The organism is Bacteroides sp. AF34-31BH, from assembly GCF_003602795.1.
In the GTDB taxonomy this organism is placed as follows: Bacteria; Bacteroidota; Bacteroidia; order Bacteroidales; family Bacteroidaceae; genus Bacteroides; species Bacteroides uniformis.
In genome coordinates, this window is record NZ_QTLV01000003.1 from 344,924 (window position 1) to 367,731 (window position 22,808).

General features: G+C 50.8%; 14 protein-coding genes. All 14 read right to left on the reverse strand.

All coding sequences use genetic code 11. The annotated features are described in order from the left end of the window. Positions 1 to 5 precede the first annotated feature (5 nt). The 14 genes from murQ to DWZ67_RS07520 all read right to left on the reverse strand — a co-directional run bounded on the left by murQ (position 6) and on the right by DWZ67_RS07520 (position 22,775). A complete protein-coding gene (murQ, locus tag DWZ67_RS07450) occupies positions 6 to 815 on the reverse strand; it encodes an N-acetylmuramic acid 6-phosphate etherase (protein WP_005824981.1) in 810 nt (269 codons plus the stop codon). 46 nt (positions 816 to 861) lie between these two features. Further along, entirely contained in the window at positions 862 to 1,701 is an 840-nt protein-coding gene (locus DWZ67_RS07455) for a BadF/BadG/BcrA/BcrD ATPase family protein (RefSeq protein ID WP_005824980.1), read from the reverse strand. 143 nt (positions 1,702 to 1,844) lie between these two features. After that, the gene (locus DWZ67_RS07460) at positions 1,845 to 3,029 is read right to left on the reverse strand and encodes an acyltransferase family protein (RefSeq protein ID WP_005824978.1); all 1,185 of its coding nucleotides are present in this window, start codon (positions 3,027 to 3,029) and stop codon (positions 1,845 to 1,847) included. Positions 3,030 to 3,062: 33 nt separating this feature from the next. Next, positions 3,063 to 6,023: an FAD-binding and (Fe-S)-binding domain-containing protein gene (locus DWZ67_RS07465; protein WP_009037751.1), complete on the reverse strand. Its 2,961-nt coding sequence runs from the start codon at positions 6,021 to 6,023 to the stop codon at positions 3,063 to 3,065. Positions 6,024 to 6,199: 176 nt separating this feature from the next. Beyond that, positions 6,200 to 7,441 carry an exo-beta-N-acetylmuramidase NamZ domain-containing protein gene (locus DWZ67_RS07470; RefSeq protein WP_005834674.1) on the reverse strand — a complete coding sequence of 414 codons (1,242 nt, stop codon included), beginning with the start codon at positions 7,439 to 7,441 and terminating at the stop codon, positions 6,200 to 6,202. A 48-nt stretch (positions 7,442 to 7,489) separates the two neighbouring features. Further along, positions 7,490 to 8,812, reverse strand: coding sequence for an MFS transporter (locus DWZ67_RS07475; RefSeq protein WP_120138472.1), 1,323 nt, complete (start codon positions 8,810 to 8,812; stop codon positions 7,490 to 7,492). 27 nt (positions 8,813 to 8,839) lie between these two features. Beyond that, positions 8,840 to 10,159 carry a SpoIID/LytB domain-containing protein gene (locus DWZ67_RS07480; RefSeq protein ID WP_005834675.1) on the reverse strand — a complete coding sequence of 440 codons (1,320 nt, stop codon included), beginning with the start codon at positions 10,157 to 10,159 and terminating at the stop codon, positions 8,840 to 8,842. Between the two features lie 41 nt (positions 10,160 to 10,200). Then, positions 10,201 to 11,133 carry a DUF4922 domain-containing protein gene (locus tag DWZ67_RS07485; protein WP_120138554.1) on the reverse strand — a complete coding sequence of 311 codons (933 nt, stop codon included), beginning with the start codon at positions 11,131 to 11,133 and terminating at the stop codon, positions 10,201 to 10,203. 36 nt (positions 11,134 to 11,169) lie between these two features. Then, positions 11,170 to 12,630 carry a glycosyltransferase family 2 protein gene (locus tag DWZ67_RS07490; protein ID WP_120138474.1) on the reverse strand — a complete coding sequence of 487 codons (1,461 nt, stop codon included), beginning with the start codon at positions 12,628 to 12,630 and terminating at the stop codon, positions 11,170 to 11,172. A 24-nt stretch (positions 12,631 to 12,654) separates the two neighbouring features. Next, positions 12,655 to 14,514, reverse strand: a complete 1,860-nt coding sequence (locus tag DWZ67_RS07495) for a PQQ-binding-like beta-propeller repeat protein (RefSeq protein ID WP_120138476.1) — start codon at positions 14,512 to 14,514, stop codon at positions 12,655 to 12,657. A 19-nt stretch (positions 14,515 to 14,533) separates the two neighbouring features. Beyond that, the gene (locus DWZ67_RS07500; RefSeq protein WP_120138478.1) at positions 14,534 to 17,656 is read right to left on the reverse strand and encodes a xanthan lyase; all 3,123 of its coding nucleotides are present in this window, start codon (positions 17,654 to 17,656) and stop codon (positions 14,534 to 14,536) included. Between the two features lie 15 nt (positions 17,657 to 17,671). After that, entirely contained in the window at positions 17,672 to 19,126 is a 1,455-nt protein-coding gene (locus DWZ67_RS07505) for a sodium:solute symporter (protein WP_120138480.1), read from the reverse strand. A gap of 158 nt (positions 19,127 to 19,284) precedes the next feature. After that, complete coding sequence (locus DWZ67_RS07510; protein WP_034532683.1) at positions 19,285 to 20,451, reverse strand: exo-beta-N-acetylmuramidase NamZ domain-containing protein; 1,167 nt, start codon at positions 20,449 to 20,451, stop codon at positions 19,285 to 19,287. Between the two features lie 230 nt (positions 20,452 to 20,681). Next, positions 20,682 to 22,775, reverse strand: a complete 2,094-nt coding sequence (locus tag DWZ67_RS07520; RefSeq protein ID WP_120138482.1) for a BT4734/BF3469 family protein — start codon at positions 22,773 to 22,775, stop codon at positions 20,682 to 20,684. Between the last annotated feature and the right edge of the window lie 33 nt (positions 22,776 to 22,808).

The following is a 22,808-nucleotide window of genomic DNA, read 5'->3' on the forward strand; positions in this document are numbered from 1 at the left end:
AATAGCTAAATCCGGTACGCATCCACTGCCTTTTTCACCGAACCGTGCATCAACAGCAGCGCCTTGGCTTTGCCATAGTCCAGTCCGAGTTCCTCTACAATCATACGGGTACCACGGTCCACAAGCTTTTTGTTACTGAGCTGCATATTCACCATTTTGTTGCCTTTCACGCGTCCCAACTGTATCATGACGGAAGTAGTAATCATATTCAGTATCATTTTCTGTCCTGTTCCCGATTTCATGCGTGAGCTTCCCGTCACATATTCAGGCCCTACAATCATTTCGATGGCTACATCTGCCTCTGCTGCCATTGGAGAGTCCGGGTTGCTGGTGATACAGCCGGTCAGTATGCCGTGTTCGCGTGCCTCGTGCATGGCACCAATCACGTAGGGGGTGGTACCGGATGCAGCAATACCGATGACCGTATCCTTATCTGTAATATTGCGTTCCGTCAACTCTTCCCAACCGCGGTGAATGTCATCTTCGGCATTCTCTACCGGATTTCTCAATGCAGTGTCACCACCGGCAATCAAGCCGATAACCAGCGTGGGGGGCATACCGAAAGTCGGTGGAATTTCCGAAGCGTCGAGTACGCCCAGACGTCCACTGGTACCCGCACCCATGTAGAAGATGCGTCCGCCTTGTTTCATGCGGGGCACAATCTGGGTTACCAACTTTTCTATTTGAGGGATTGCCCTCTGTACGGCAAGCGCCACTTTCTGGTCTTCGGTATTGATGTCTTCCAGAATTTCACGGACTGATTTCTTTTCCAAGTCATTGTAGAGCGATGGTTGCTCTGAGATTTTTACGAACATAAGGCTATTTACTATTTGACGATTTACTATTTACGATTTGTCACTTTCAGTTGTGATATTTGATGAGTCCTTCCATGGGGCTCTTGATGATTGCACCCAGTTGGATACCCATTTCTTTGGCAGCTTCTGCCAGAACTTCCTTGTAATAGAAGGCTACGGAACCGATGAAATGTACTTTTTGATGCTGATAGTCTTCATATTGCATGACATTGCGTTTAAGGAATGCCTTAAAGCTGTTCAGTACCAGAGCGCGTACACAAGGTTCACCCAGATTCTGTGCAAGAAATGGTGACAAGCTTGCCAGGAAACGGTTGGGGAAAGGTTTACGGTAGACACGGTCGATGATATCAGCAGGTGTCAGGTCGAACTGTTTGAGGAATTTCTCTTTCAGCTCGGGTGTCATCTGATTTTTCAAGATATCGCCTACCAACAGTTTGCCCAAGCAGGCTCCGCTGCCTTCGTCTCCCAAGATGAATCCCAGAGGAGATACATTGGTGACAATGCTTTTTCCGTCATAATAACATGAGTTGGAGCCGGTCCCCATGATGCAGGCAATGCCTGAGTCATGTCCGCAGAGGCCACGTGCGGCAGCCAGCATATCGGTATTGACTTCCACTTCATTTTTCACACTGAGGTGTTTGGTTATGGCACGGTGCACCATACTTATCTTGTCGGGAAATCCGCATCCTGCACCATAAAAGTATACGGCATCCAGCTCACTTGTCTTCAGCTGAGGTAATAGCGCTGTTGCTATTTCATTACTGATTTCCTCTTCCGACTGAAAGAAAGGGTTCGTCCCTTTCGTGAATATCTGTTGGAGAAGTACTCCATTCTCTACAACACACCAATCGGTCTTTGTAGAGCCACTGTCTGCTATTAGAATCATATAAATAATGTTTAATGATTAGGGATTAGGGGTTAGTGATTAAGGATTAGTGATTAAGGATTAGTGATTAATGGTAGGTGATACTGTTTCTTAATTATAGGCAACGTATTAATCACTAATCCTTAATCACTAACCCCTAATCCTTATATTTTGATATATATTTTTCGTTTGTACAACTGGTAGCCGATACACCAGTTAATGGCGATAAACAGCAGGGCAAAGGCAAGGGAACCGGCGGTTTCACCGAAAACGGGCATGAGGACTATATTGTATAAGAATCCGTGTATGCTGATGCTGCTGTTTCCCCACGGGAAACTGATACTACCGAAAAGTATGCTAAGTACGCCGCCCAATACATACATGAACAGCGGATTCACACCGAATGCCTCGAAAAACATGCTCCACTTCTTATAGCCTTTCACATCAATAATCCAGATAAGCAATGCCAGAAAACTGGATGCCAGTCCGCAAGTGACGAGTACGTAGGTAGGAGACCATATTTTCTTGTTGATGGGGCAACCGTAGCTTAGCAGGAAACCGGAGAAAGTAAGGATAACACCTACCAGAAACAGTGTGATAAGCTGCGAATTGAGAAATGAGGCACGGTCTTCCGACTTGTTGCCATCCAGCATCAGCCGCCCTACACAGAAGCCCAGCAACACATGTGCAATGGCAGGAATGGTGCTTAACAAACCTTCGGGATCTATGCCGTTATCCTTGTACATGTGTGCAGGGGTCAGGATGGCACGGTCTACCACGGAAAGAATGTTTGTTTCATTATAGGCGAAACCGTTGCCGCACATCAACAGTATGAAGTAGCCTGTCAATAGGCCGGCTATCAGATAAGGTATATGTTTATGCTTCATGGTTAGTGCAATGATGGAGGCTGCTCCGTAGCAAAGGGCCAGCCGTTGCATGACACCCAGAATACGGATACGGTCGAATGTCCAGACGGAAGCCCATAGCTTCTCTCCGAAACTGAGGTCGTCCGGAGCGGAGGCCCAGTAATAGCAGAAACGCGAGAACCAGCCGATAGCCATGCCTATAAGGAAAATGACGATGGTGCGTTTCAGTATCTTCATGCCGGCGGCGTGGCTGAACTCGAAGTTGTATTTCTTCAGGGAAATGTATGTGGAAATTCCCATGATAAACATGAAGAAGGGAAAGACGAGGTCGGTGGGGGTCAGACCGTTCCACTCTGCATGCCGCAAGGGGGCATAGATATGTCCCCACGAACCGGGGTTGTTTACCATAATCATACCTGCGATGGTGACACCACGGAGAATGTCGAGTGCAAGGATGCGTTTACTTACTTTTGTACTGTTCATTGTAATATTTGTGTGTTAAGTTAATTATCAATCCTAATTATCAGCTGCCTTTGTACATTCGTCTACCAGATAGGCGATGGATACGTAGGGGATACCTGAGTTTGTTGTCAATCCGATTTCACAAGTACGGCTGTTAGAGTAGCCTATATTCACTCCGGACGCTTCTATTTGCGGGCGGAGTTTGCGTAGGGCGTACGAGTTCAGCTCAGGATAGGTGAATCCCCGGTCTCCGGCAAAACCGCAGCAACCTACTTCTTCCGGCACGATGACTTTACTGGAGCAAAGGCGTGCAAGGGCTATAATGGTATCTGCCAGTCCCATTTTCCGCATGGAGCAGGTGATGTGGATTGCTACGGGGCGGTTAATAGGTGTGAAAATCAGCTTCTCACGTAAGAATGTATAGATGAATTCTGCAGGTTCATACAGTTTCATCTTCTTGATACATTCGCGCATGCGGTGCAGACAAGGGCTTTGGTCACAGAGGACGGGGTATTTGCCTTGTTCGCTGGCTTCCCAAAGTGCGGCCTCCAGTTCGGCTGTCTTGCGATCGGCAATGTCCAGCATCCCTTTACTTTCCCAAATGGTGCCACAGCAAAGCTTGTCCATATCTTTCGGGAAGATGATTTCGTAACCGGCTTTTTGCAACAAGGACACCATTTTATTTACCAATGGCTGCTCTACGGGAGACTTCTTTGCCAGACCCATAGTCTGGTTGATGCAGCTGGGGAAGTAGACGACTTTGTAGTTACGAGTTACAGAGCTACGAGCTACAAGTGCTGCGCTATTATGCTGCATAGTGCTTGTAGCTTGTAACTCCGTAGCTTGTAACTGATAACTTTTCGGCATAGCCGGCGTCCATAGAGGTATGCCTAATGCATTGTGCAGCCCCTTGGTAATGCCGCTCATCGCCTTTGTCCCTAATAGTGAATGTCCGAAGTTGGCTAAGGACAATACGGGACGCAGTGCACTCTTGACACCAGCGAAATGATTGGCGACAAAGTCTCCGGCTTTGTATCCCAGACTGCCTTTGGGTAATGCTTCCTGGCGGATTATATGGGTAAGGTCGCCCGTATTGATACCCATCGGGCACGACATGGAGCAGAGGCCGTCTCCGGCACAAGTCTGGTTGCCGGGATAGCGGTATTGTTTTTCGAGCAGTGCAAGGCGTGTCGGGTCCTCGCCGCTTTGTTTCAGCCGGGATATTTCGCGCTGCAACACGATACGCTGGCGCGAGGAAAGGGTAAAGCCGCAGGAGAGACAGTTGACTTCGCAGAAACCGCACTCGATGCATTTGTCAGCTACGAGTGACGTAGCTTGTCTCTTGTCACTCATCACTAATAAAGGCAGCGGCTTGAAGTTCTTGATATGGCATTGCGGGTCATCATTGAAAATGACACCGGGGTTTAGCAATCCTTGTGGGTCAAACAGCTCTTTGACGGCTTTCATGGCTTTGTAGGCGTCATCTCCCCATTCATGGCGGACAAAGGGAGCCATATTCCGGCCCGTGCCATGCTCGGCTTTTAGGGAACCGTCATATTTATCTACTACCAAGGTCTTAATGTCATTCATCAAGTCTTCGTAGCGTTTCACTTCCGCTTGGGTACTGAAGGACTGGTTGATGATGAAGTGGTAGTTGCCTTCGAGAGCATGGCCGTAGATGCAGGCGTCATTATATCCGTGGCGGGCTATGAGCTGTTGCAGTTCTGCCGTTGCCTCCGGAAGGTCTTCAATGTGGAAGGCGATGTCTTCGATGAGGCAAGTGGTTCCCGGCTGGCGCGTACCTCCCACAGAGGGGAAGATGCCGGAACGGATGGCCCAGTATTTGGAATATTCCTCCGGACGGTCGGTGAAGCGTACCGGAATATAGGTGGTGAAGGCTTGCAGGCAAGCTTCAATGGCAGATATGTTCTGTTGCAGTTCTTCCGGGGTACGGGCTTTGGTTTCGGTCAGCACTGCTGTCAACCCGGTTTCGTCGCCGGGCTCCACGCCGGGGAGGGCAGAGGAGGCAACTTCGCCTTTGTATTTTAGGAATACGGGGTCGTTGACGGAAGAAAGGCTCTTATAGTCTAGCATTTCAGCCCCTTTTACTGTCCATTCGCCGGTTTCGTCGACCAGCTTCTTCATGGCTACCACAGCGCGGCTCGCTTCTTTGATGGTCTTGAAGTAGAGCATAGCGCTGGCCTTGTAGGGATAATCATATTCAGTCTTCATCGTCACTTCCGAAAGGAACGCCAGTGTACCTTCGGAACCTACCATGAGGTGGGCAATGATTTCGAATGGGTCGTCGAAACGGACGAAGGGCAACAGATTGAGCCCGGTTACATTTTTGATGGAATATTTGTAACGGATGCGTTCGGCCAGTTTTTCGTTGGTACGTATTTCATCGCGCAGTTCGCAGATGCGGCGAATGAAGTCACGGTGACTCACTTCGAAGGAGGCGCGGCTGACGGGATTTCCGGTATCCAGCAGGGTACCATCCATCAGGATAATACGGGCGGAAATAAGCACCTTGTCGCTATTGGCGTGCGTACCGCAGTTCATGCCGGAAGCATTGTTCATGACAATACCGCCTACCATGGCGCTTTTCACCGAGGCGGGATCCGGTGCAAACTTACGGCCGTAGGGAGCCAACAGTTCGTTCACACGTTGTCCGATGATGCCCGGTTGGAGGGTTATCTGTTCGTAGTCGGCGGATATGCTGTATTTTTCCCAATTCTTGCCGGCTACGATGAGGATGGAGTCGCTAATGGCTTGACCCGACAAACTGGTCCCTGCCGCTCGGAAGGTGACGGGCAGCCCGTGGCGGCTCGCCAGTTTCAACAGTTGTGAAACTTCATCTTCGTCTTTCGAACGGATTACAATCTGGGGAATCAGTCGGTAAAAACCGGCATCCGTACCCCAAGCCAGCCGGCGAAGTTCGTCGGTGTAAATCCTTTCCTGCGGAATGAATTGTTTTGCTTCCTGCAGGAAAGCCATGTAACTATGCTCTTTCATGTTCACTTTTTTTTATTGCATCACTTCGCTTCAAAGTGCTCTGTAAACGTGTCTTACGAGGGGGTACATTCAGTCGTATACTGAATATATTTAAGTATACGACTGAATGTGGTTCTGTATACGACTGAAATAGTCTCCGTATCAGGCTCTTTTCCCTTCCTTATTTATCTGTAAATTTATTTATATAAATAATACTTTTTCGACAGCTTACGGAAGTCTTCGGCATCTTTATACCAGTAGTCGCGTATGTCCTCCCAACGGTTCCGTTTCGAGAAGCGCTCGCGTATCTGCCGCGAACCGCTTACTTTGTCGAACATGTTGAAACGTCCCTTGTCGGCATGGTCAAACACGGCACGGTCAGGATAGAGGGCGGCGACTTCCTGCATGACCAGGAATTGCAGGTCGCTCAACGGTGCTTTGCCGAAATCCATGATGTGCACTTGCACACCTTGCAGCAACTCGCCTTTGCCTACGCTATAGAACGGCTTCAGGTACATCGGTCTGAAGATGACCCCCGGTACGTTCAGACGGTTCAGGTTTCCGGCCAGCTTTTCCGCTTCCATCCATGGTGCGGCAAACATCTGGAACGGAATGGTATACCCCACGCCGATAGACATATATCCTAGTTCACCCAGAATGCCGCTGACGGGGTAGAAGAATGCAGAATGAGGATGTGGAATGTGTGGAGAGGAGGGAACCCATTGCAGTCCGGTTTGGGTATAATCCATCTTGCGTTTCCAGCCTTTCATCTTCACTATGTGGAGATTACATTGTTCCCCATCCTTCAACATCTTCTCGCCATTGAGCATCAGTGCCAGCTCACCGCAAGTGAGGGCGTAAAGGTACGGAATTTTAAACTGGCTTACAAAAGAAATGCAATCATCTTCAACCAAGTTGCCTTCAATCTTCAATCCGCCTACGGGATTGGGCCGGTCCAGCACAATGAATTCCTTGCCGTTTTCGGCAGCGGCTTCCATGGCCAGTCCCATGGTGCTGATGTAGGTAAAGGAACGGCAACCGATGTCTTGGATATCATACACTAATACATCCACATCTTTCAGCATGTCCGGCGTGGCCTTGCGGGTCTTTCCGTAAAGCGAATAGACGGGCAGTCCGGTAGTCGCGTCTTTGATGTCCGTCACATGGTCGCCTGCGTGCACATCGCCGCGCACACCGTGTTCGGGGCCGTAGAGTGCCACAAGGTTCACGTTGGGCGCCTCGTGCAGGATGTCAATGGTGGACCTCATCCGGTTGTCCACCCCCGTCGGGTTGGTAATCAATCCTACACGCTTACCTTCCAGGCATCGGAAATTCTGTTCTTTCAGTACCTCGATACCGGTCTTTATTCTGATCTTCTGTGCTTGCATCGCACCTCCGCAAAGGAGGCAGAGCAAGGATATAATAATAGTCCTCTTCATAACCAATCACTAAATATTACTCACAAAACATTAATCATTAACCATTAATCATTTTTTTCCATATTCCGGGTCTATCTTTCTGTCTGCAAAAATGGTGACAACAACCGTGGCGAAACAGCATATCATTACCAACCAGAAGAAGTCCGTATATCCGATAGCCTCCTGGATATATCCCGCAAACATACCTGGTATCATCATGCTTAGTGCCATGAATGCGGTACAGATGGCATAGTGGGATGTTTTGAATTCACCTTCGGAGAAGTACATCATGTAGAGCATGTAGGCCGTGAAACCGAAGCCGTAGCCGAATTGCTCGATGGCGATGGCGGTTGAGATAGCAAACAGATTGTCGGGCTGGGCAATGGCAAGATAGACAAACGTCAGGCATGGCAGAGTCATGCATCCTGCCATCCACCAGATGGATTTTTTCAAGCCAATGCGTGATGCGAACAATCCTCCGAGGATACCGCCCAGGGTGAGGAATATGACTCCGATGGTGCCGTATACGATACCTACTTCTGCTGTCGATAGTTCCAGACCTCCCGATTCTTTGGAGGCAACCAGGAAAGGCATACACATTTTGATGAGGAATGCTTCAGGCAGGCGGTACAGCAACATGAACACGATGGCCAGCAATGCGCCCGGTTTGGTAAAATAGGTGGCGAATGTTCGTCCGAATTCTCTGAATATAGCTCCTGCAGTGGCGGCATCGGCAGCCAGTGTTGACTTATCTGAGGTGGGTTTGGGGACTGCAAAGAGGTGATAGAACGTCACCAGGCTGAACAGAACGGCTGTAACCAGCATCGTGATGGTCCATGACAGCGGAATGTTTTCGGTTCTCAGTTCGATGGCGCCGGCAATGGCTACGAGCACGCCTTGTCCGAAGATAGAGGCGAGCCGGTAAAACGTGCTTCGGATGCCAACGAAGGCTGCCTGGTCACTCTGTTTCAGTGCCAGCATGTAGAAGCCGTCGGCGGCAATGTCGTGTGTGGCAGAGGCAAAAGCCGTGATGATGAACAGCATCAGCGTGATGCTGAACATGCTGATGGGGGTTGTTCCGGCCGCCATAGTCGCCTCGTCCGGCCGTGGAATGGACAGCGTCAGCAGGATGAATGCCACAGACATCAGAATCTGCATGGAAAGGGTCCACCATCTTTTGGTCTTGATGATGTCGACAAACGGGCTCCAGAAGGGTTTGATAGTCCATGGCAGATAGAGCAGGCTTGTGAACAAGGCCATTTCTCCGTTCGGTACGCCCATTTTGGTAAACATCATCACGGAGATGTTGTTTACGATAAAATATGGAATGCCTTGTGCAAAGTACAAGGTGGGTACCCATGCCCATGGCGATATGTTTTTTGTATGGTTCATGATATTGATTTATTGTGTTCTATTCGATTATTCATACAGCTTGTCAATGCTGGCACCTATATAGTAGTGCAGCAGTATTGCATCATACTTATACCCTTGCTCGCCCATCACGGCTGCACCTATTTGGCAAAGTCCCACACCATGCCCCCAACCGGCGCCGGTGAGGATGAAGCGTCCGGGAATGCCTTCGGCGGACAACTCCTCTTTGTCTACCACGAAGGCAGAGCTGTAGAGGTGTGAAGTGGAGAGCGTGCGGCGGATTTCCAGTTCCTTGCCGATGGTGAGTGTGCGTTTGGTTCCCACAATCTTCAGTTTCCAGAGGCGTCCGCTGGTTCCGCGGGCTATGGGGATAAGGTCGATGATTTGTCCGTAGTCAATGCCTGAACGTTTCAGAATGAGGGCTGAAAGCTCTTCCTGGGTATATTCCACTTTCCAGCGATAGAAGTCCGTAGTCTCCTGGTCATAGTTATTGAGTACCTGCGAGAGGATTTTCTTGTCGGTGGTGTTGCAGAATGCTTCGGGGGAGGTACGAATCCAGCGGTCCGCTTCGACTTCCTGCGTCAAATCGGGCAGTGTGGCGTGCGTTTTGCTGTCTCGCTGTTGGGCAAGATAGGGGTATTTGATGTCTTCCCAGCAGTATTGGAACTCCTCGAAAGCACCGCCGCAGCATTTGGAGAAACGGGCGTCGCAAATCTTACCATCAGATGTCAGTACCTGGCCGCGGGTAGCGGAGATGGCTTGTTTCACAATATCGGTAGAGGCACGTGTAATGCCCTGGTAGCGTTGACAATGGTCGTCGGCGCATACATCGAAACGTGTGTGGTCTTCTCGGTCGTACCAGCGAATCAGCTCTTCGTCGGTCTGCGTAAAGGCCGAGTAGTTAGCTTGGGCTTCGGTGATTTCCTTATTCTTTTGTATTTGTGCCAGTAGCCAGCTTCGGGAGATGACAGCGTGTGCCTTGAGCAGCTCCAGAGAAGCGGTGGCACTCATCTCGGAGGAGATGACGCTGGTCAGATAATCTTCTACATGGATGACGTTGATGCCGGTGAGCTTTCCATTCTCAACGATGATTTTGAGAGCACCCAGAAAACGCTGGTCTTCCTTGCGCTCCCAATGGAAATTGATGCCGATGGTAACGTCCAATAGTTCGAAGGCATCGGTCTGCTCGTGTTGCGGTTCAAACAGCAGTTCGTCATACCGGCGTCCATTCCAGAGAATCTTGCCTTCGTCGTAGGTCACTACCTGCTTGCCGCTGACTTCCGTTCCGTCCATGCGATACGGATTCAGCAAAACGAATTCTATCTGCGGTTCAAACAGAATGCCTACTTGTACTTTGGGCTCTTTCATAATGGTATTTCTTTAAAATTAGAGTTCTTGGATTTCAGAAGTCATATTTTTTCCCTGATACGCTGCCGTACCTTGTGGAAATCTGTGGCAGAGAGGCATACTTCACTTAATATCTGCGCCACGTCTTCCGCAGTGATTTTCAAGAAATCCTTTTCTACGGGGGTGATAAAGACACCTCCCAAGTCGACGGATGCCGGGCTGCTCAACAGATTGGCTTCTCCTTCGGCAGTATAGCAGGCGGGGCGGTGTTTCTCGCGCGGGAAGACAAAGACTACCCAGCGGTCGCCCTCGTACATGGCAAGCACGTTCATCATCGGTTCGTCTTCTCCGGTTTTCACGTCTAAGGAATGGTAGATGATGTCGAACAAGTCTGCCGCGTCCTTTTGGGAGGCGGATTCAATGACAAGTGTGGCACGGGGAGCGTCGTTGAGATACCACAGTGCAGCTTTCCCGTAATCGGCTATCTTTCCGGCAATCTGTCCGCGCCAGTCCTTCTCGATGGGCATGAATCCCTTGTTTCCTGCCTGGAAATGGGCATGGTCGGGGGCAGAGGCACCACACTTGGGACCGTTGTAGAAGATGGTATATTCCGTCAGCGCCCCGGCCAGCTCCAGCATGTCGGTGAAGCGGGAAGCGATGCGTTGGGGCGTATGCGCCAGTTCCGGTATTGTCAGGTGGCGGGGGAAGATGGGGAACGGATTCACCAGGATGTTGTAATGTCCGCTGAACGGGATGCCTTTCTGTACCGGCGGCAGGTTTGCCGGGCACAGAAAACATTTCCGTTCCTGGATGGACTTGGCATCCACCCTGGCACCGGAGGAAACGATGCGTGCCGGGTTGAACTGCACCTTATAGGGTATGCCGTTTACGTTCAGCTCTTTCACCCGCACGCCGGAGAGGGCGGCATAGTTGTTGCGTGCCGTCTCCCAGGATGCCAGTTGTTCGGTTAGAAGATTGTGTATCGTTTGATTCATGAGGTTGTCTGTTATTTGATGATTTACGGTGTACAATCACTTTTTCCTGTTCATCGCTATGCGTGCCTGGAGTTCCCAAGTACGGATGCGGTCTTTGTAAAGGTTGTGTCCGTTCATCTTCACGATGTCCAGTGAGGCGTCGGAATTGTCGTCCCAACGGCGGCAGAGGTAGACCACGTCGTACACACGTCCTATCTGGTATTGGCGGGAGAAGTTCAGTCCCAGTGCATAGTCTTCGCCATAGCTGGTATTGGGTACTTTCACTTCGCGCAGCACCGGGGTATAGAAGGCGCGCGGGGCACCCAGACCGTTGATGCGGAGGGCGTTGTTGCGTCCGTTTGCCGGAGTCCATTCCTTGTGGTCGATGATGCCCGGAGCAATCATGTTCATATTGAAGTCCGTCATCATATAGGTGCCTACTACCATGGCGCAGTTCTGCTCGTAGAAGGCGCGGACCATGATGGCGAGTGTATTTTCGTCTTTGTATACGTCATCGCTGTCCAGCTGCACGGCAAACTTGCCACACTTGGGGTGGTGTACACCTACATTCCAGCAACCGCCGATACCGAGGTCGTTGCGTTCGGGGACGATATGGATGAGGCGTTCGTCGTCCTTGAATTCGTCGATGGCCTCCGTAGTGCCGTCTGTGGAATGGTTGTCGATGATGATAAGATTATATTTAAAGTCTGTCTTCTGCATCAATACAGATTTGATGGCGTCACGGATGGTACGGATACGGTTGCGTACCGGAATGATGACGGAGGCCTCATATTCGAAGTTACCGGCAGAGAACTCAATCTTCTTGAACTCCGGTGCCAGATACCCCCCGATTTCTTTCAGATGTTCGGTACATGCCTGCTCCATCTCAATCTGGCGGTCACGGTTTTTGGGGTCTACATAGTCGAAAATCTTTTCGCCGCTCTTGCGGGTATCGTTTTCCACCTCGCTGTATAAGTATTCGTTGATATGTACCAAGTCTGAATGTTGGCTCAATTTCAGGCGCAGGTCGTAAAGTCCGGCGAAGTTGTAGTCAGACTTCATGTGCCCGGCGGCTTCCTTTAGTTTTTCGGTGTTGAAAAGGAGCAGGGAGCCAAAGTTGAAGTCATCCCTCAAGGAACCGAATTGGTAGTCGATTACCGGAGCGTTGCTCTGCTTGCCGTCTGCTATTTGGTAGTGGTCGGCATATACCATACCGGCGCTTGAATCTTCAAGGATGTGTATCATACGTTCCAGTGCAAACATACCCATTTCGAGCGTAGTCTCTTTGGTATAAAGCAATGTGTATTCTCCCTTGGCTGCATTAGCAATAGCTTTGAGAGTTGCACTGCTGTAGGGCATGTCAACAAACAATATTTCGCAGTCCGGGAGCGATTCCAGAGTGGCATCGGTCGTGATTAACCGGATTTCTTCTATAAGTCCTGTCGCCTGTAGGCTATTCACTGTTTTTTCTACTTGTTCTTTTCCTGCGTAGGGAAGAAAGCAACTGATTTTATTCATGATATATCTTTTAATTTTTAATTCTCAATTTTTAATTCTCAGAAGTCCCACTTCCCCGCTGGTTGCCGTGAATAGAACTTCGTGGCCGTTCAACGGAACTACGGTACTGATAAGTGAATTTCCTATTTTATGTTTCCACAGTACTTTGCCTGTTTTTCCTTCCAGTGCGAAGATAAGTCCTTCTTTGGTACTGCCAAACATTACCCCCTCTTTTTCCACTTGCATGGAGGGGGCATGCTCATAACCGAAACCTATATTGGTTGCCCACAACTCCCGCGGAGTATCTCCTTGAGCTGCATAGCAAACAATGCTGTCGTTCATCGTTTTGCTATAGATACGTTCACCGTCTTCGGAAAGTCCGATGGTCTCGCGCACCATGGACTGAAAGGTGCGCCACACGGTATTGCCCGTGTGGATGTCTATGGCGGTCATGGCGCGTTGCGGGTCGGTAATGAATACTTTACCGTCGGCAGCTACCGGCCATACGGCGGCAGGAGAGAAGTGCATGCGGGTCAGTCCGCCCGTCCATTTCCACAACTCACGTCCGTCAGTCTTGTTCAAGGCATACAGTGTATTGTCCCATGCGCCGAAGATGACCTTGTCTTCCGTCACCAACGGCTTGGTTTCGATGTAGCCCTTTACGCCGGTGTAGGTCCAGATTACTTTTCCCGTATGGATGTCTATGGCGCGGAAAGTGGCATCACTGGCACCGATGTAGGCGGTACCGTCTGCGATGGTCACGGCTCCGAGCACCGGTTCGGCGGCTTCTACCGTCCAGAGCAGGCTGCCGTCTTTGGCGTTCAATCCGTAGATGCGGCGGTCGGCAGACCCGAATACAACGATACCCTCGCTTACGGCCGGAGTACCGACAATGCGCTTGCCGGCTTCAAAGCTCCATAGCTTTTTGCCGTTTTTCAGGGTGTAGGCTGTCAGCCTTCCCATATCGTCTCCTACGAACACTTTATCTTTTTCTACGGCGGGAGAGCAGTAAATGCCTGCGCCCGTCTGTACCATCCATTGCTCCTTTACTTGCGGATATTCCTTGTTGACCGAGAAGTCGGGATATTTCTCTGCCTTTCCGTTGCGGTCGTAATACTGCTTGGTCAGCGAGAATGCTGTCCACTGCTTCTTGGGTTCGCCGATACGTTGCGTGTATACCCGGATGGAATCCCCGGTTACTTCATAGATGCCGTAACCCGGTTTCCTTTCTTTGTCGCGCAGGTTGCTGCGCATCAGTACGCCCGGAATGCCGTCGTAACGTAAATCCCGGTTGCTGTGGTAGTGTCCGCCGATAAACAAGCGCACGTTGTAGGGGCGGACGGCATCCGTCACCTCATACCAATTGTCCACATCACCTTCCATTAGTGGGTAGTGGGTGACAAGTATCACCGGTTTGTCTTTGCCGTTTTTATCCATTTCTTCCGTCATCCAACGGATATCTTGCGGCACTACATGCCCGTAGGCCATACGCATCAGCGGACCGGAGTTGAAGCCGAGGAAAAGGAATCCCTTATGCTCGAACTCGAAGCGTTCTCCGCCAAAGATTTCTCCGAAAGCGGTACAGCCGGAGTCGCTCCATTTCGTTTCATGGTTGCCTAGGACTACGTGGTAGGGGACCTTCAGCAAGTCAAGGCACGATTTCACTTTTTCCATGGTAGTACGGTCGCCTTCTTCGGTCAGGTCGCCCGTCACCAGGACAAAGTCGATACTGTCGGTGGCATTAATCTGTGCCACGGAACGCAGCAGGTCCTCTGTGGGATTCGGATTGTTCGGGGTCAGATGAATGTCCGTCAGTTGGGCAAAACGGAATGTCCCTTGCTGTGCCTGCATCCCCAGGGGGAGCAGGCAAGCCATCAGGACGATTATTAACAGTCTTCTGTTCATAGATGATGATTGGTTGATATTACTTGTTGTCGTTGAAGAATGTCAGTACAGCATTCATGAGTGCCTCTCTTTCAGAATCAGAACGTATGGCCTCAAAGGGAAATCCCAAGACACAAGTCTTGTAATTGCCTTGATAAGCCACACCGGCACTCAGGTTATTCTCAGCATACCGCATCACAGTGTGCGCATCTTTGGTTGCCGGTTCAATGGCGTCCGGTGATTCCACCACATACGAACCGGCATTCGGTTCATTATAATAGGTATAGTTCCCAGAAAGGGCGGGGAACGGAGAAGCTACGCTTTTCACCTTACCCATTGTAGCCGCTTGTCCCACACGCCACTTATATTTCAGTACTTCCATCGCAAATTTCTTGTCGGCTTCGTCGGCGGTTGCAAGGCGGTTGTCCCACAAGTCCGTTCCTACAAAAGCGCCCGACACAAAGATATTTCCGCCTTGCTCGCAATAAGCGGCAATAGCCTCCTGCATCGGTTTGCTGAAAGTCTTGAACTCCAACGGTTTTACGCCTCCCCGTCCCATCTTGGTCTGGCATTGCTTCCCAAGTATCAAGTCCACATACCTATACTCTTTCATATCCACCGGAGTATTTTTATCTCCCCTCCCTACGGGAGAGGGGTCGGGGGAGAGGCTTTCGTTACTACACGATACAAACGAATACCCTGCTTTCAGGATAGCTGCACCATGTACAGCAGGATAATCGAACGTATTTCCTGCAATCACTTGAGTTTCGTAGTTCCCATAGCTGTCGCCAAAACCGGAGGCATCGTCGTCCATCCAGGGAATGGAACGGCGGTATTCCTTCATCTTGCCAATGTAGCTGATGTCACGGATATAGGGGACTCCGTGGTCCTGCTCATCCAGGAATCCGGCAAGGAGGGTGTCGGCAGGGGCGGAAGCGACAAAGTCGGCAGGGGCACTGATACGGTCGAATCCGTTTATCACCAATACGGTACCTTTGGAATTGAACGCCCGTCCGGCAGAAAGAATTTCGGAAGGAAAACTCTCGCCGCCCTTGTTGACAGCGGTTACCTTGTAGCTGCATACCATGCCGGTGGGGAGTGTGGTGCGGTAACTGTTGCCGTCCACCAATACTCCGTTGTCGAAATCTCCGTCGCCGATGCGGGTATAGACAATATATTTTTCTGCCACGGCAGTCGGTTCCAACGCATCCGCTACGGGTCGCCAGGTCAGTTCCACTTCATTTTCACCGGTCATGCGCAGGGCCATGTGGTCTACCGGTAGCGGTTGCACTACATAATCCATGTGGTACTGTGAGCAGAGAAACTGAAGCATGCCTTTGTAGATGGCGCGGCTTACGGTGAAACGGAAACGTGGGTCCAGTCCGTAGCGCATGTCTGCAAAGTTCTGATGGGAAAGCAGTTCGAGCAGCATGGTCGGTACGCGGGGTACACGGGCCTCGTAGTAAGATTGGTTCCATTTGCCACGGCGTGTCCATTGAGGTTCGTAGAGGGTACGCACGTCACGCACGATGTTGGACTGAATCAAATCTGTCAGGTCGTGGCTCAGGTAGCGTGATGCTCCGTTGGCGAACTTCTCATTGTAGGCGTTGGTATAGTAGATGCCGAGTGTCCCGATGATGGAATCGTTCAGGGTAGTTCCTGCATCGGAGTGGAAGGCGAAGGCCATGTTGACGGGGATGTTCAGCCCTCTCTCCGTCGGGTTCACGGCAGAACCTCCGGAAAGGTAGTTCACCCAGATGCCACGGCATTTGTAGTCGTCGGTATAGTCATTCTTGCCGTTGCTTTCTGAATATACGCTGTCCGGTATTCCGGCCCATTGCAGCCAGTAGCGGGCGGCTTCGCAGAAACGGGGATAGTTGGATAGTTGATAATGGATAGTTGATAATGGAGAATGGGTTGCACGTTTTGGGGTATCGCCTGCATGGGTGTTTTGCAGGTTGCGGGTGTCGGAGCTTTTCAGGTTTTCCGTAGCGCCCTCATTGGAGATGCAGCGAGCTATGTTTCCCATACCGCCGCCAATCTTCACGGCGTCGGCAGTGATGATTCTTCCTACTTTGGAGGAAAGGTTGCTCAGAACGACTTTGCATTCATTGTTCCGACCGGCATTGAAGCCGAAGGTGCCGAGGTAAATCCAGGTGCCGCCTCCCATTTGCTGGTTTACCTTGAACTGCGTGGTGCCGCCTTTGTGATAGACGGTGTAAAGGGCATCGTCCGCGCTGTTTGGCAAGGTTTGGTAAGAGACGTATACGGCGTATTGTCCGGTCGAAGGGATTTCGGGAATCCATTCGGCGGTGCTTGCGTTTCCTTTCTTGATGGTTTCTATGGCGCGGTAGGTGCCTTCCTTGAAAGGATTCTCAAAGTCTATGTATTGGGGGCGCAGGTGGGCGAAGCCTTGTCCTGCTCCCTGGCTCCAGAGCTTGTCACCGGAATTTTCTGTATAGACGGAACGGCCGGTCAGGCAACCGTCATTGTCTACGATGACTTCTGCCGTCTGGCAATCGCGTTCGCGGGGAAGCAGCACGTTGGCACCGGCATTTTCCAGCATCGGCACGAGGAAAGGCAATACGTAGCTTTGGGTGTAGAGGTCTTCCACGGTCTGGAAGATACGTGCACGCTGCCATTCCCAACGGTCGAGTTTCGGCTCGTAGTACCAGCCGTGGCTTTGCCATAGGGCGATGTGCCGGTTCTGCAAGCCGTTGGTAGGGGTGTAGGGGGCGGAAATGTCGGTAACTAAAGGCTTGGAAGCGACGGGATTGAATGTCTTCGTCTTTTTGTCTTTTTTACTACGCAGGACTTGGGGAACCAGTTCTTCGATGCTGCGCTTGTTGGTACGGATTTGCAGCTTGTATTTGGTAAACTCCGCCGGTAGCAGGGCACTTACGCCCTGGTATATTTCGGCTACATTGTCCTCGCGGAAAGGAATATAGGCACAGTTCATGTTGGCAAACAGTTGCAGCGTATTTCCTTCCACGGCCACTGAGTCGATGCTGATACGTCCTACGGAAACTTCTTTCCGTGCGGTGGTATCCAGGAATTTCCCGATTTCCTGGCGGACATCCGTCGGAAGTTCTTGCGCACCTCCCCATTGGGGGAAGAGGGAGGCGGCAAGCAAACTTAGTAAAAACTGACGTCTTACGTTCATAGATGATGTATTAAGTTAATTGTTCTTTTTATCTTTCCTAATCAACAGACAGAGACCGATGAAAGTGAACAGTGCATTGAAAATCAGCAACTCGTAGCTGAATTGATAACCTCCGAACCAGGCTTCGGAATTTTTCTGCAGAATGAAGCAGAGAACCGGGGAGGCGATGGCAACCAGCGGGATGTACTTGTCACGCACTTGTTGTTTCATGAAGATGCCGAAAGCAAACAGACCCAAGATAGGACCGTAGGTATAGCTTGCCAGGATATATACAGCATCGATGACACTGGTGTTGTTCAGAAGATTGAATACGAAAATGGTGATTCCCATGACAACCGCCATGCCGATGTGCACTTTCTTGCGCATCTTTACAACCGTCTCTTCCGACTTGCCTTTCGTTCCCAGAATGTCTACGGTGAAGGAAGTGGTCAGCGCGGTGAGTGCCGAGCCTGCGGCTGAATAGGCAGAAGAAATTAGGCCGATGATGAACAGTATGCCCACAATGGCAGGGAAGTAGTTGCCGGTGGCAATCAGCGGGAATAGTTCGTCACTCTTCTCCACCGTAATCTGCTGGTTGGCGGCAAAGATGTAGAGCAACACACCCAGCATCAGGAAAAGCAGGATGACGAAGAACTGCGAAATGACGCTGGTAATCATGTTCTTCTGTGAGTCCTTGAAGTTCTTGCAGCTCAGGTTGCGCTGCATCATGTCCTGGTCCAGCCCGGTCATGGCAATCATGGTGAAAGCGCCGGCGAGGAACTGCTTGAAAAAGTACTGCTTGCTGTTCACATCGTCGAAGAAGAAGATGCGGGACATGTCACTGTCGGCAATGGTGCTTACCATACCGGTAAATGACAGATTGAGGTCGGAAGCGATATACCAGATGCAGAGTACGACCGACACCACCAAGCAGAATGTCTTCAGAGAGTCTGTCCAGATAAGAGACTTTACGCCACCCTGGAAAGTGTACAACCAGACCAGTGCCACCGTGATGGCCACGTTCAGCAGGAAAGGCAGTCCGAAAGGTTCGAATACCAGCAGTTGCAGCGTCAGGCATACGAGGAACAGACGGACAGCGGCACCGAGCATTTTGGAGATGAAGAAGAACCAGGCACCCGTGCGGTAGGAAGACATGCCGAAACGGTTCTCCAGATATTCGTAGATGGATACCAGGTTCATTTTGTAGAACAGCGGTACCAGCAGATAGGCTATGATGAGCTGTCCGGCAATGAAGCCCAACACCATTTGCAGATAGCCGAAGTTACTGGCGGCAACCATGCCGGGTACGGATACATAGGTCACACCCGAAATGGCGGAACCAACCATCGCGAAGGCCACGACATACCAGGATGACTTACGGTTACCGACAAAGAATCCTGCGTTGTCAGCCTTTCTTCCTGCAATATAAGATACCGTGAACAATATCACGAAGTAGGCAGCGATGGTAATGATTACGGAAAGTGGAGTCATGAGGTTATTTACGATTTTATGATTTACGATTTACGATTGAAATTACTTCTTTTGATGATATGTACGACTTTGATTATCCTATGTACGCTCTGACGTTCTCTTCCAATTCACGTTCATTTTTTAATCGTAAATCGTAAATCGTCAAATCGTACATCCCTTTATTCTTCGTAGAGCAGATAGGGCTTGCGCTGTACCTTGAATTTCTCCACGTCGTCTTTCCATCTTGCCTTGATTTCTTCGGCGCTCTTTCCTTCCTTTATCATTTTGCGCACGTAGTCGGTGCCTATCAACAGCTCGAAGAAGGAACGGAAGAAGTGGTCGTCCATGTTCAGATTCCGGTAAGCGTCTATCACGTAACTCAAGTCAATGCCGCGTTTCCAGATTTCCTCGTCGCTCATGTTGCTCAGGTTCACGCCGTGGCAAAGCTTGCCCAGCTGGGGCGGATTCTTGGCTCCGGGAACACTGCGCGGGGTGAAGCTGTAGCTGTAGCCCGTCATGTTGGGATGCCCGTAGACCTGGAAGGGGAGGTCGGTTCCTCTTCCCAGGCTGACCGGAGTGGCCTCGAAGTAGCAGGTCGAGGGGTACAGATAGATGGACTTCATGTTCGGCAGATTGGGGGACGGGGGAATCGGCAGCTTGTATAGGGTCTGGTGCGTATAGTTCTTGCAGGGAATGACGGTCAGGTCGCAAGTGCGTGACGCCGGCAACCAGCGTTCGCCGTTTACCATCAGGCCCAGTTCGCCCAGCGTCATGCCGTGCACCACGGGAATCGGCAGCCAACCTACACCGGATTTATATTTCATGTCCAGTATCGGGCCGTCCACGTAGTGTCCGTTCGGATTGGGGCGGTCCAGTATCAGCACCTTTCGGTTGTATTCTGCACAAGCGTCCATCAGCCGGCACATAGAGGCATAATAAGTATAGAATCTCAGGCCTACATCCTGGATGTCTACCACAAGGATATCGAACTTGCGCATGGATGCTTCGCTTGGTTTCCCGGATTTCCCGTCGTACAGCGAGAGGATAGGTACTCCGGTCTTCTTGTCTACCGAGCTGGACACATGTTCGCCTGCGTCGGCATCTCCTCTGAAACCGTGTTCAGGGGAGAAAATGGCTACTACATTGAACTTGTTTTCCAGCAGAATATCCAACAGATGCTTGTCTCCTATCATTCCTGTATGATTGGAGAATATGGCAATTCGTTTATCTTTTAGGATTGGAAAATACTCGGAAGTCTGTTCATCACCTAAAATAACTCGTTCTTCTTGTGCCCGGCACAGTAAAGAACTACATAGCACAAAGGCTAAAAGCAGCAGTTTCTTCATAATAGTATTATTAAGGAGGACGTTGTTTGCAACAAAGATACGTTTTATTTTAATATCAAAAACACTTATTTGGGTATTTTTAGTATTATCAATCATAATTTGCAAATAGTCAACTGTTCACCTTATTAAATAATGGTTGAACTGCATCAGCTGCGTACGGAAATACTTTTTATAAAAAGAGTGAGGGCCAAGTTTGCCCTCACTTTGGTACAATCGGTGGGAGTGCCGGTTCATTCTTCTATTCTTACCAGATGATAAAGTGTTCCCCGGTTCGATTTCTTGTTGAGGATGTCCAGCTTGCGGAGCGTGCGCCCGAAAGCTGCTATCCGGTTGATGGCCAACTTATCCCTCGTTTTCTGTTGCAGGTCGTTGAAAATCTGCATGGCTGTGAGCCATTCGCCTTCTTCGCTCTCCTCCGCGCCACGGAAATGGCAAAGGAAAAGTTCTTCCAATGGGTCTGCCCGCTCGAATTCCCGGTTGTACTCCTTTACGATTGCTTCGTCAGTGTCGTCCAGCCAGTAGCGTTCACCCTTCATGATGTCGTGCATGGCTTGGGCATAGAGCTGGCGATAATTGATAGTGACGTTTGTCTGGATAGGGCCGGTCACTTCGATGCAAATGAAACGGCGGCTTCCCGACGGGTCGGTCAGCAGGTCTTTCAGATTGCTGGTCCCGATGAAGGAGGCATAGCGGCGCATTTCTTGAATAGTACTACCGTAGGGCTTTCGCAGGTTGGCAACCGGTTTTTGCAGGAGGTGCTTCAAGAAGCCTTGCTGATTGGCGTTTATCTGGTCGAATTCGTCGATGTTAATCAGAAAAAAGCGGCCAAGGCTGCGCTCCGCTTCCTGCTTGCTCTTGAAGTCGATACTGTCGGTGTAGCCGAAACGCAGTTCCGGTGGCAATAGGATACGGCAGAAAGTACTTTTGCGGTAACCTTGCGGACCTACGAGCAGGGGCGAGGTATTGTTGCCGTGCTGTTTGTCGATTCCCCGCCAATGTGCCACCATGCCAAGAAACCACCGGTAGAACAGTTCCCTCCAGTGGGGATTGTGGCAGGGCACGAGGTCGGCCAATGCGCGGATGCGGTCTTTGCCGTCCCAGCGTCCGGTGTTATAGAGATATTCTTCGATGGGGTTGTATAGCGGCACGTAGTCCGAAGACAGGAAGCGGGTGATGTCGCGGTCCCACACACGTACTCCCTCTTTCAGTGCCTTCATGGCGATGCTGCTGCGTACGCGCTGGTCGGCAGGTTGGAAGTAGAAGTGGATGGAGTCGCGCTGCCGGTATTCCAAGTCGCCAAGCACGGTGTTGTAGCGGAATTCGTAGCGGCGTTTCATGAACTCCTCCAGCCGGAAAGCTGTTTCCTGGTCTTTGTTCAGGCTGCTGCGGGTGCCGAAGCCTTTCAATTCCCCGTAAAGGTTATGCAGCGTCAGGCGTACAAGGGGTTCGTCTGCCTCCCGGTAGTAGTGCATCAGTGTCTGGCGCACCGCTTCTTCTTCAGGAATGCCGGCTTTGAAGCAATGTTCGGCAAGGCGGGACAGCAGCGGGCGCAGGTCGTCGCCCCGTCGCCAGTTGTCCAAATCGCGGAAGGCGCGGTCGAGGGCGGCCTCGAAGAGCAGGTTGCATGTGTCCGCCACTTCGTAGCCGGGAGTCATTCTCAGCAACGGATTGCTTTCCTGCTGTTTCCGTTGGCGGTAGTTGTCTTCCGAGGGCAGGGCGCAGGGCTGTTCCAGGCAGAAGGCCACGGCGGTGGGGCTATAATAGGGCTGTTCGTCCACGGTCATCCGGCAGCTTTGTAGGAGTGAAGGAGCCTGGAGGGTGATGGGGAAAGGGAGAAGGGGTTGGTAGCACTTCACTGCCAGGCGGTAGGCGTGGGCGTGGAATAAGGCGATATCGTCTTCATTCTTTGGAAGCCCTCCGTCGGGCAGGGTGAAGCGTACCCATATTTTGGCACTTCGTCCGCTGGAGCCACAGAAGGCGGCAAAGGTTTGCGGCAGCAGGGCGGCTTGTTGTTTCACCAGTTCGGCTTCGGCCACCCCGGCCAGATTGTTTACTTCCAGTAGTACCAGCCCGTTGTAGGTCTTTATCCGGTGTTCTCCTGCTTTGGTGCGGGTCATTTCTACGGCGGGATAGAGACGCGGCAGTCTGTCGATATGCTCATATCGGGCGTTGGTCCCTTTCAAATGCGGGATGATGCTACGCAGCTCCGTAATGTATCCGGTCTTGTTCTCTGTTTTCAGCTTTTCCATCAACATGTCCGTTTTTTGTGTGCTGACGGCCTCTTTTCCGCTTTCGCGTTCCTCTCTGATCAGTGTGATTTTCATTCTTTATCGTGTATGTAATATTCTTGTAAAGAT

Coding starts and splice junctions, on each gene's coding strand:
- murQ (WP_005824981.1), bottom strand. CDS start 815: ATGTTCGTAAAAATCTCAGAGCAACCATCGCTCTACAATGACTTGGAA.
- DWZ67_RS07455 (WP_005824980.1), bottom strand. CDS start 1,701: ATGATTCTAATAGCAGACAGTGGCTCTACAAAGACCGATTGGTGTGTT.
- DWZ67_RS07460 (WP_005824978.1), bottom strand. CDS start 3,029: ATGAACAGTACAAAAGTAAGTAAACGCATCCTTGCACTCGACATTCTC.
- DWZ67_RS07465 (WP_009037751.1), bottom strand. CDS start 6,023: ATGAAAGAGCATAGTTACATGGCTTTCCTGCAGGAAGCAAAACAATTC.
- DWZ67_RS07470 (WP_005834674.1), bottom strand. CDS start 7,441: ATGAAGAGGACTATTATTATATCCTTGCTCTGCCTCCTTTGCGGAGGT.
- DWZ67_RS07475 (WP_120138472.1), bottom strand. CDS start 8,812: ATGAACCATACAAAAAACATATCGCCATGGGCATGGGTACCCACCTTG.
- DWZ67_RS07480 (WP_005834675.1), bottom strand. CDS start 10,159: ATGAAAGAGCCCAAAGTACAAGTAGGCATTCTGTTTGAACCGCAGATA.
- DWZ67_RS07485 (WP_120138554.1), bottom strand. CDS start 11,133: ATGAATCAAACGATACACAATCTTCTAACCGAACAACTGGCATCCTGG.
- DWZ67_RS07490 (WP_120138474.1), bottom strand. CDS start 12,630: ATGAATAAAATCAGTTGCTTTCTTCCCTACGCAGGAAAAGAACAAGTA.
- DWZ67_RS07495 (WP_120138476.1), bottom strand. CDS start 14,514: ATGAACAGAAGACTGTTAATAATCGTCCTGATGGCTTGCCTGCTCCCC.
- DWZ67_RS07500 (WP_120138478.1), bottom strand. CDS start 17,656: ATGAACGTAAGACGTCAGTTTTTACTAAGTTTGCTTGCCGCCTCCCTC.
- DWZ67_RS07505 (WP_120138480.1), bottom strand. CDS start 19,126: ATGACTCCACTTTCCGTAATCATTACCATCGCTGCCTACTTCGTGATA.
- DWZ67_RS07510 (WP_034532683.1), bottom strand. CDS start 20,451: ATGAAGAAACTGCTGCTTTTAGCCTTTGTGCTATGTAGTTCTTTACTG.
- DWZ67_RS07520 (WP_120138482.1), bottom strand. CDS start 22,775: ATGAAAATCACACTGATCAGAGAGGAACGCGAAAGCGGAAAAGAGGCC.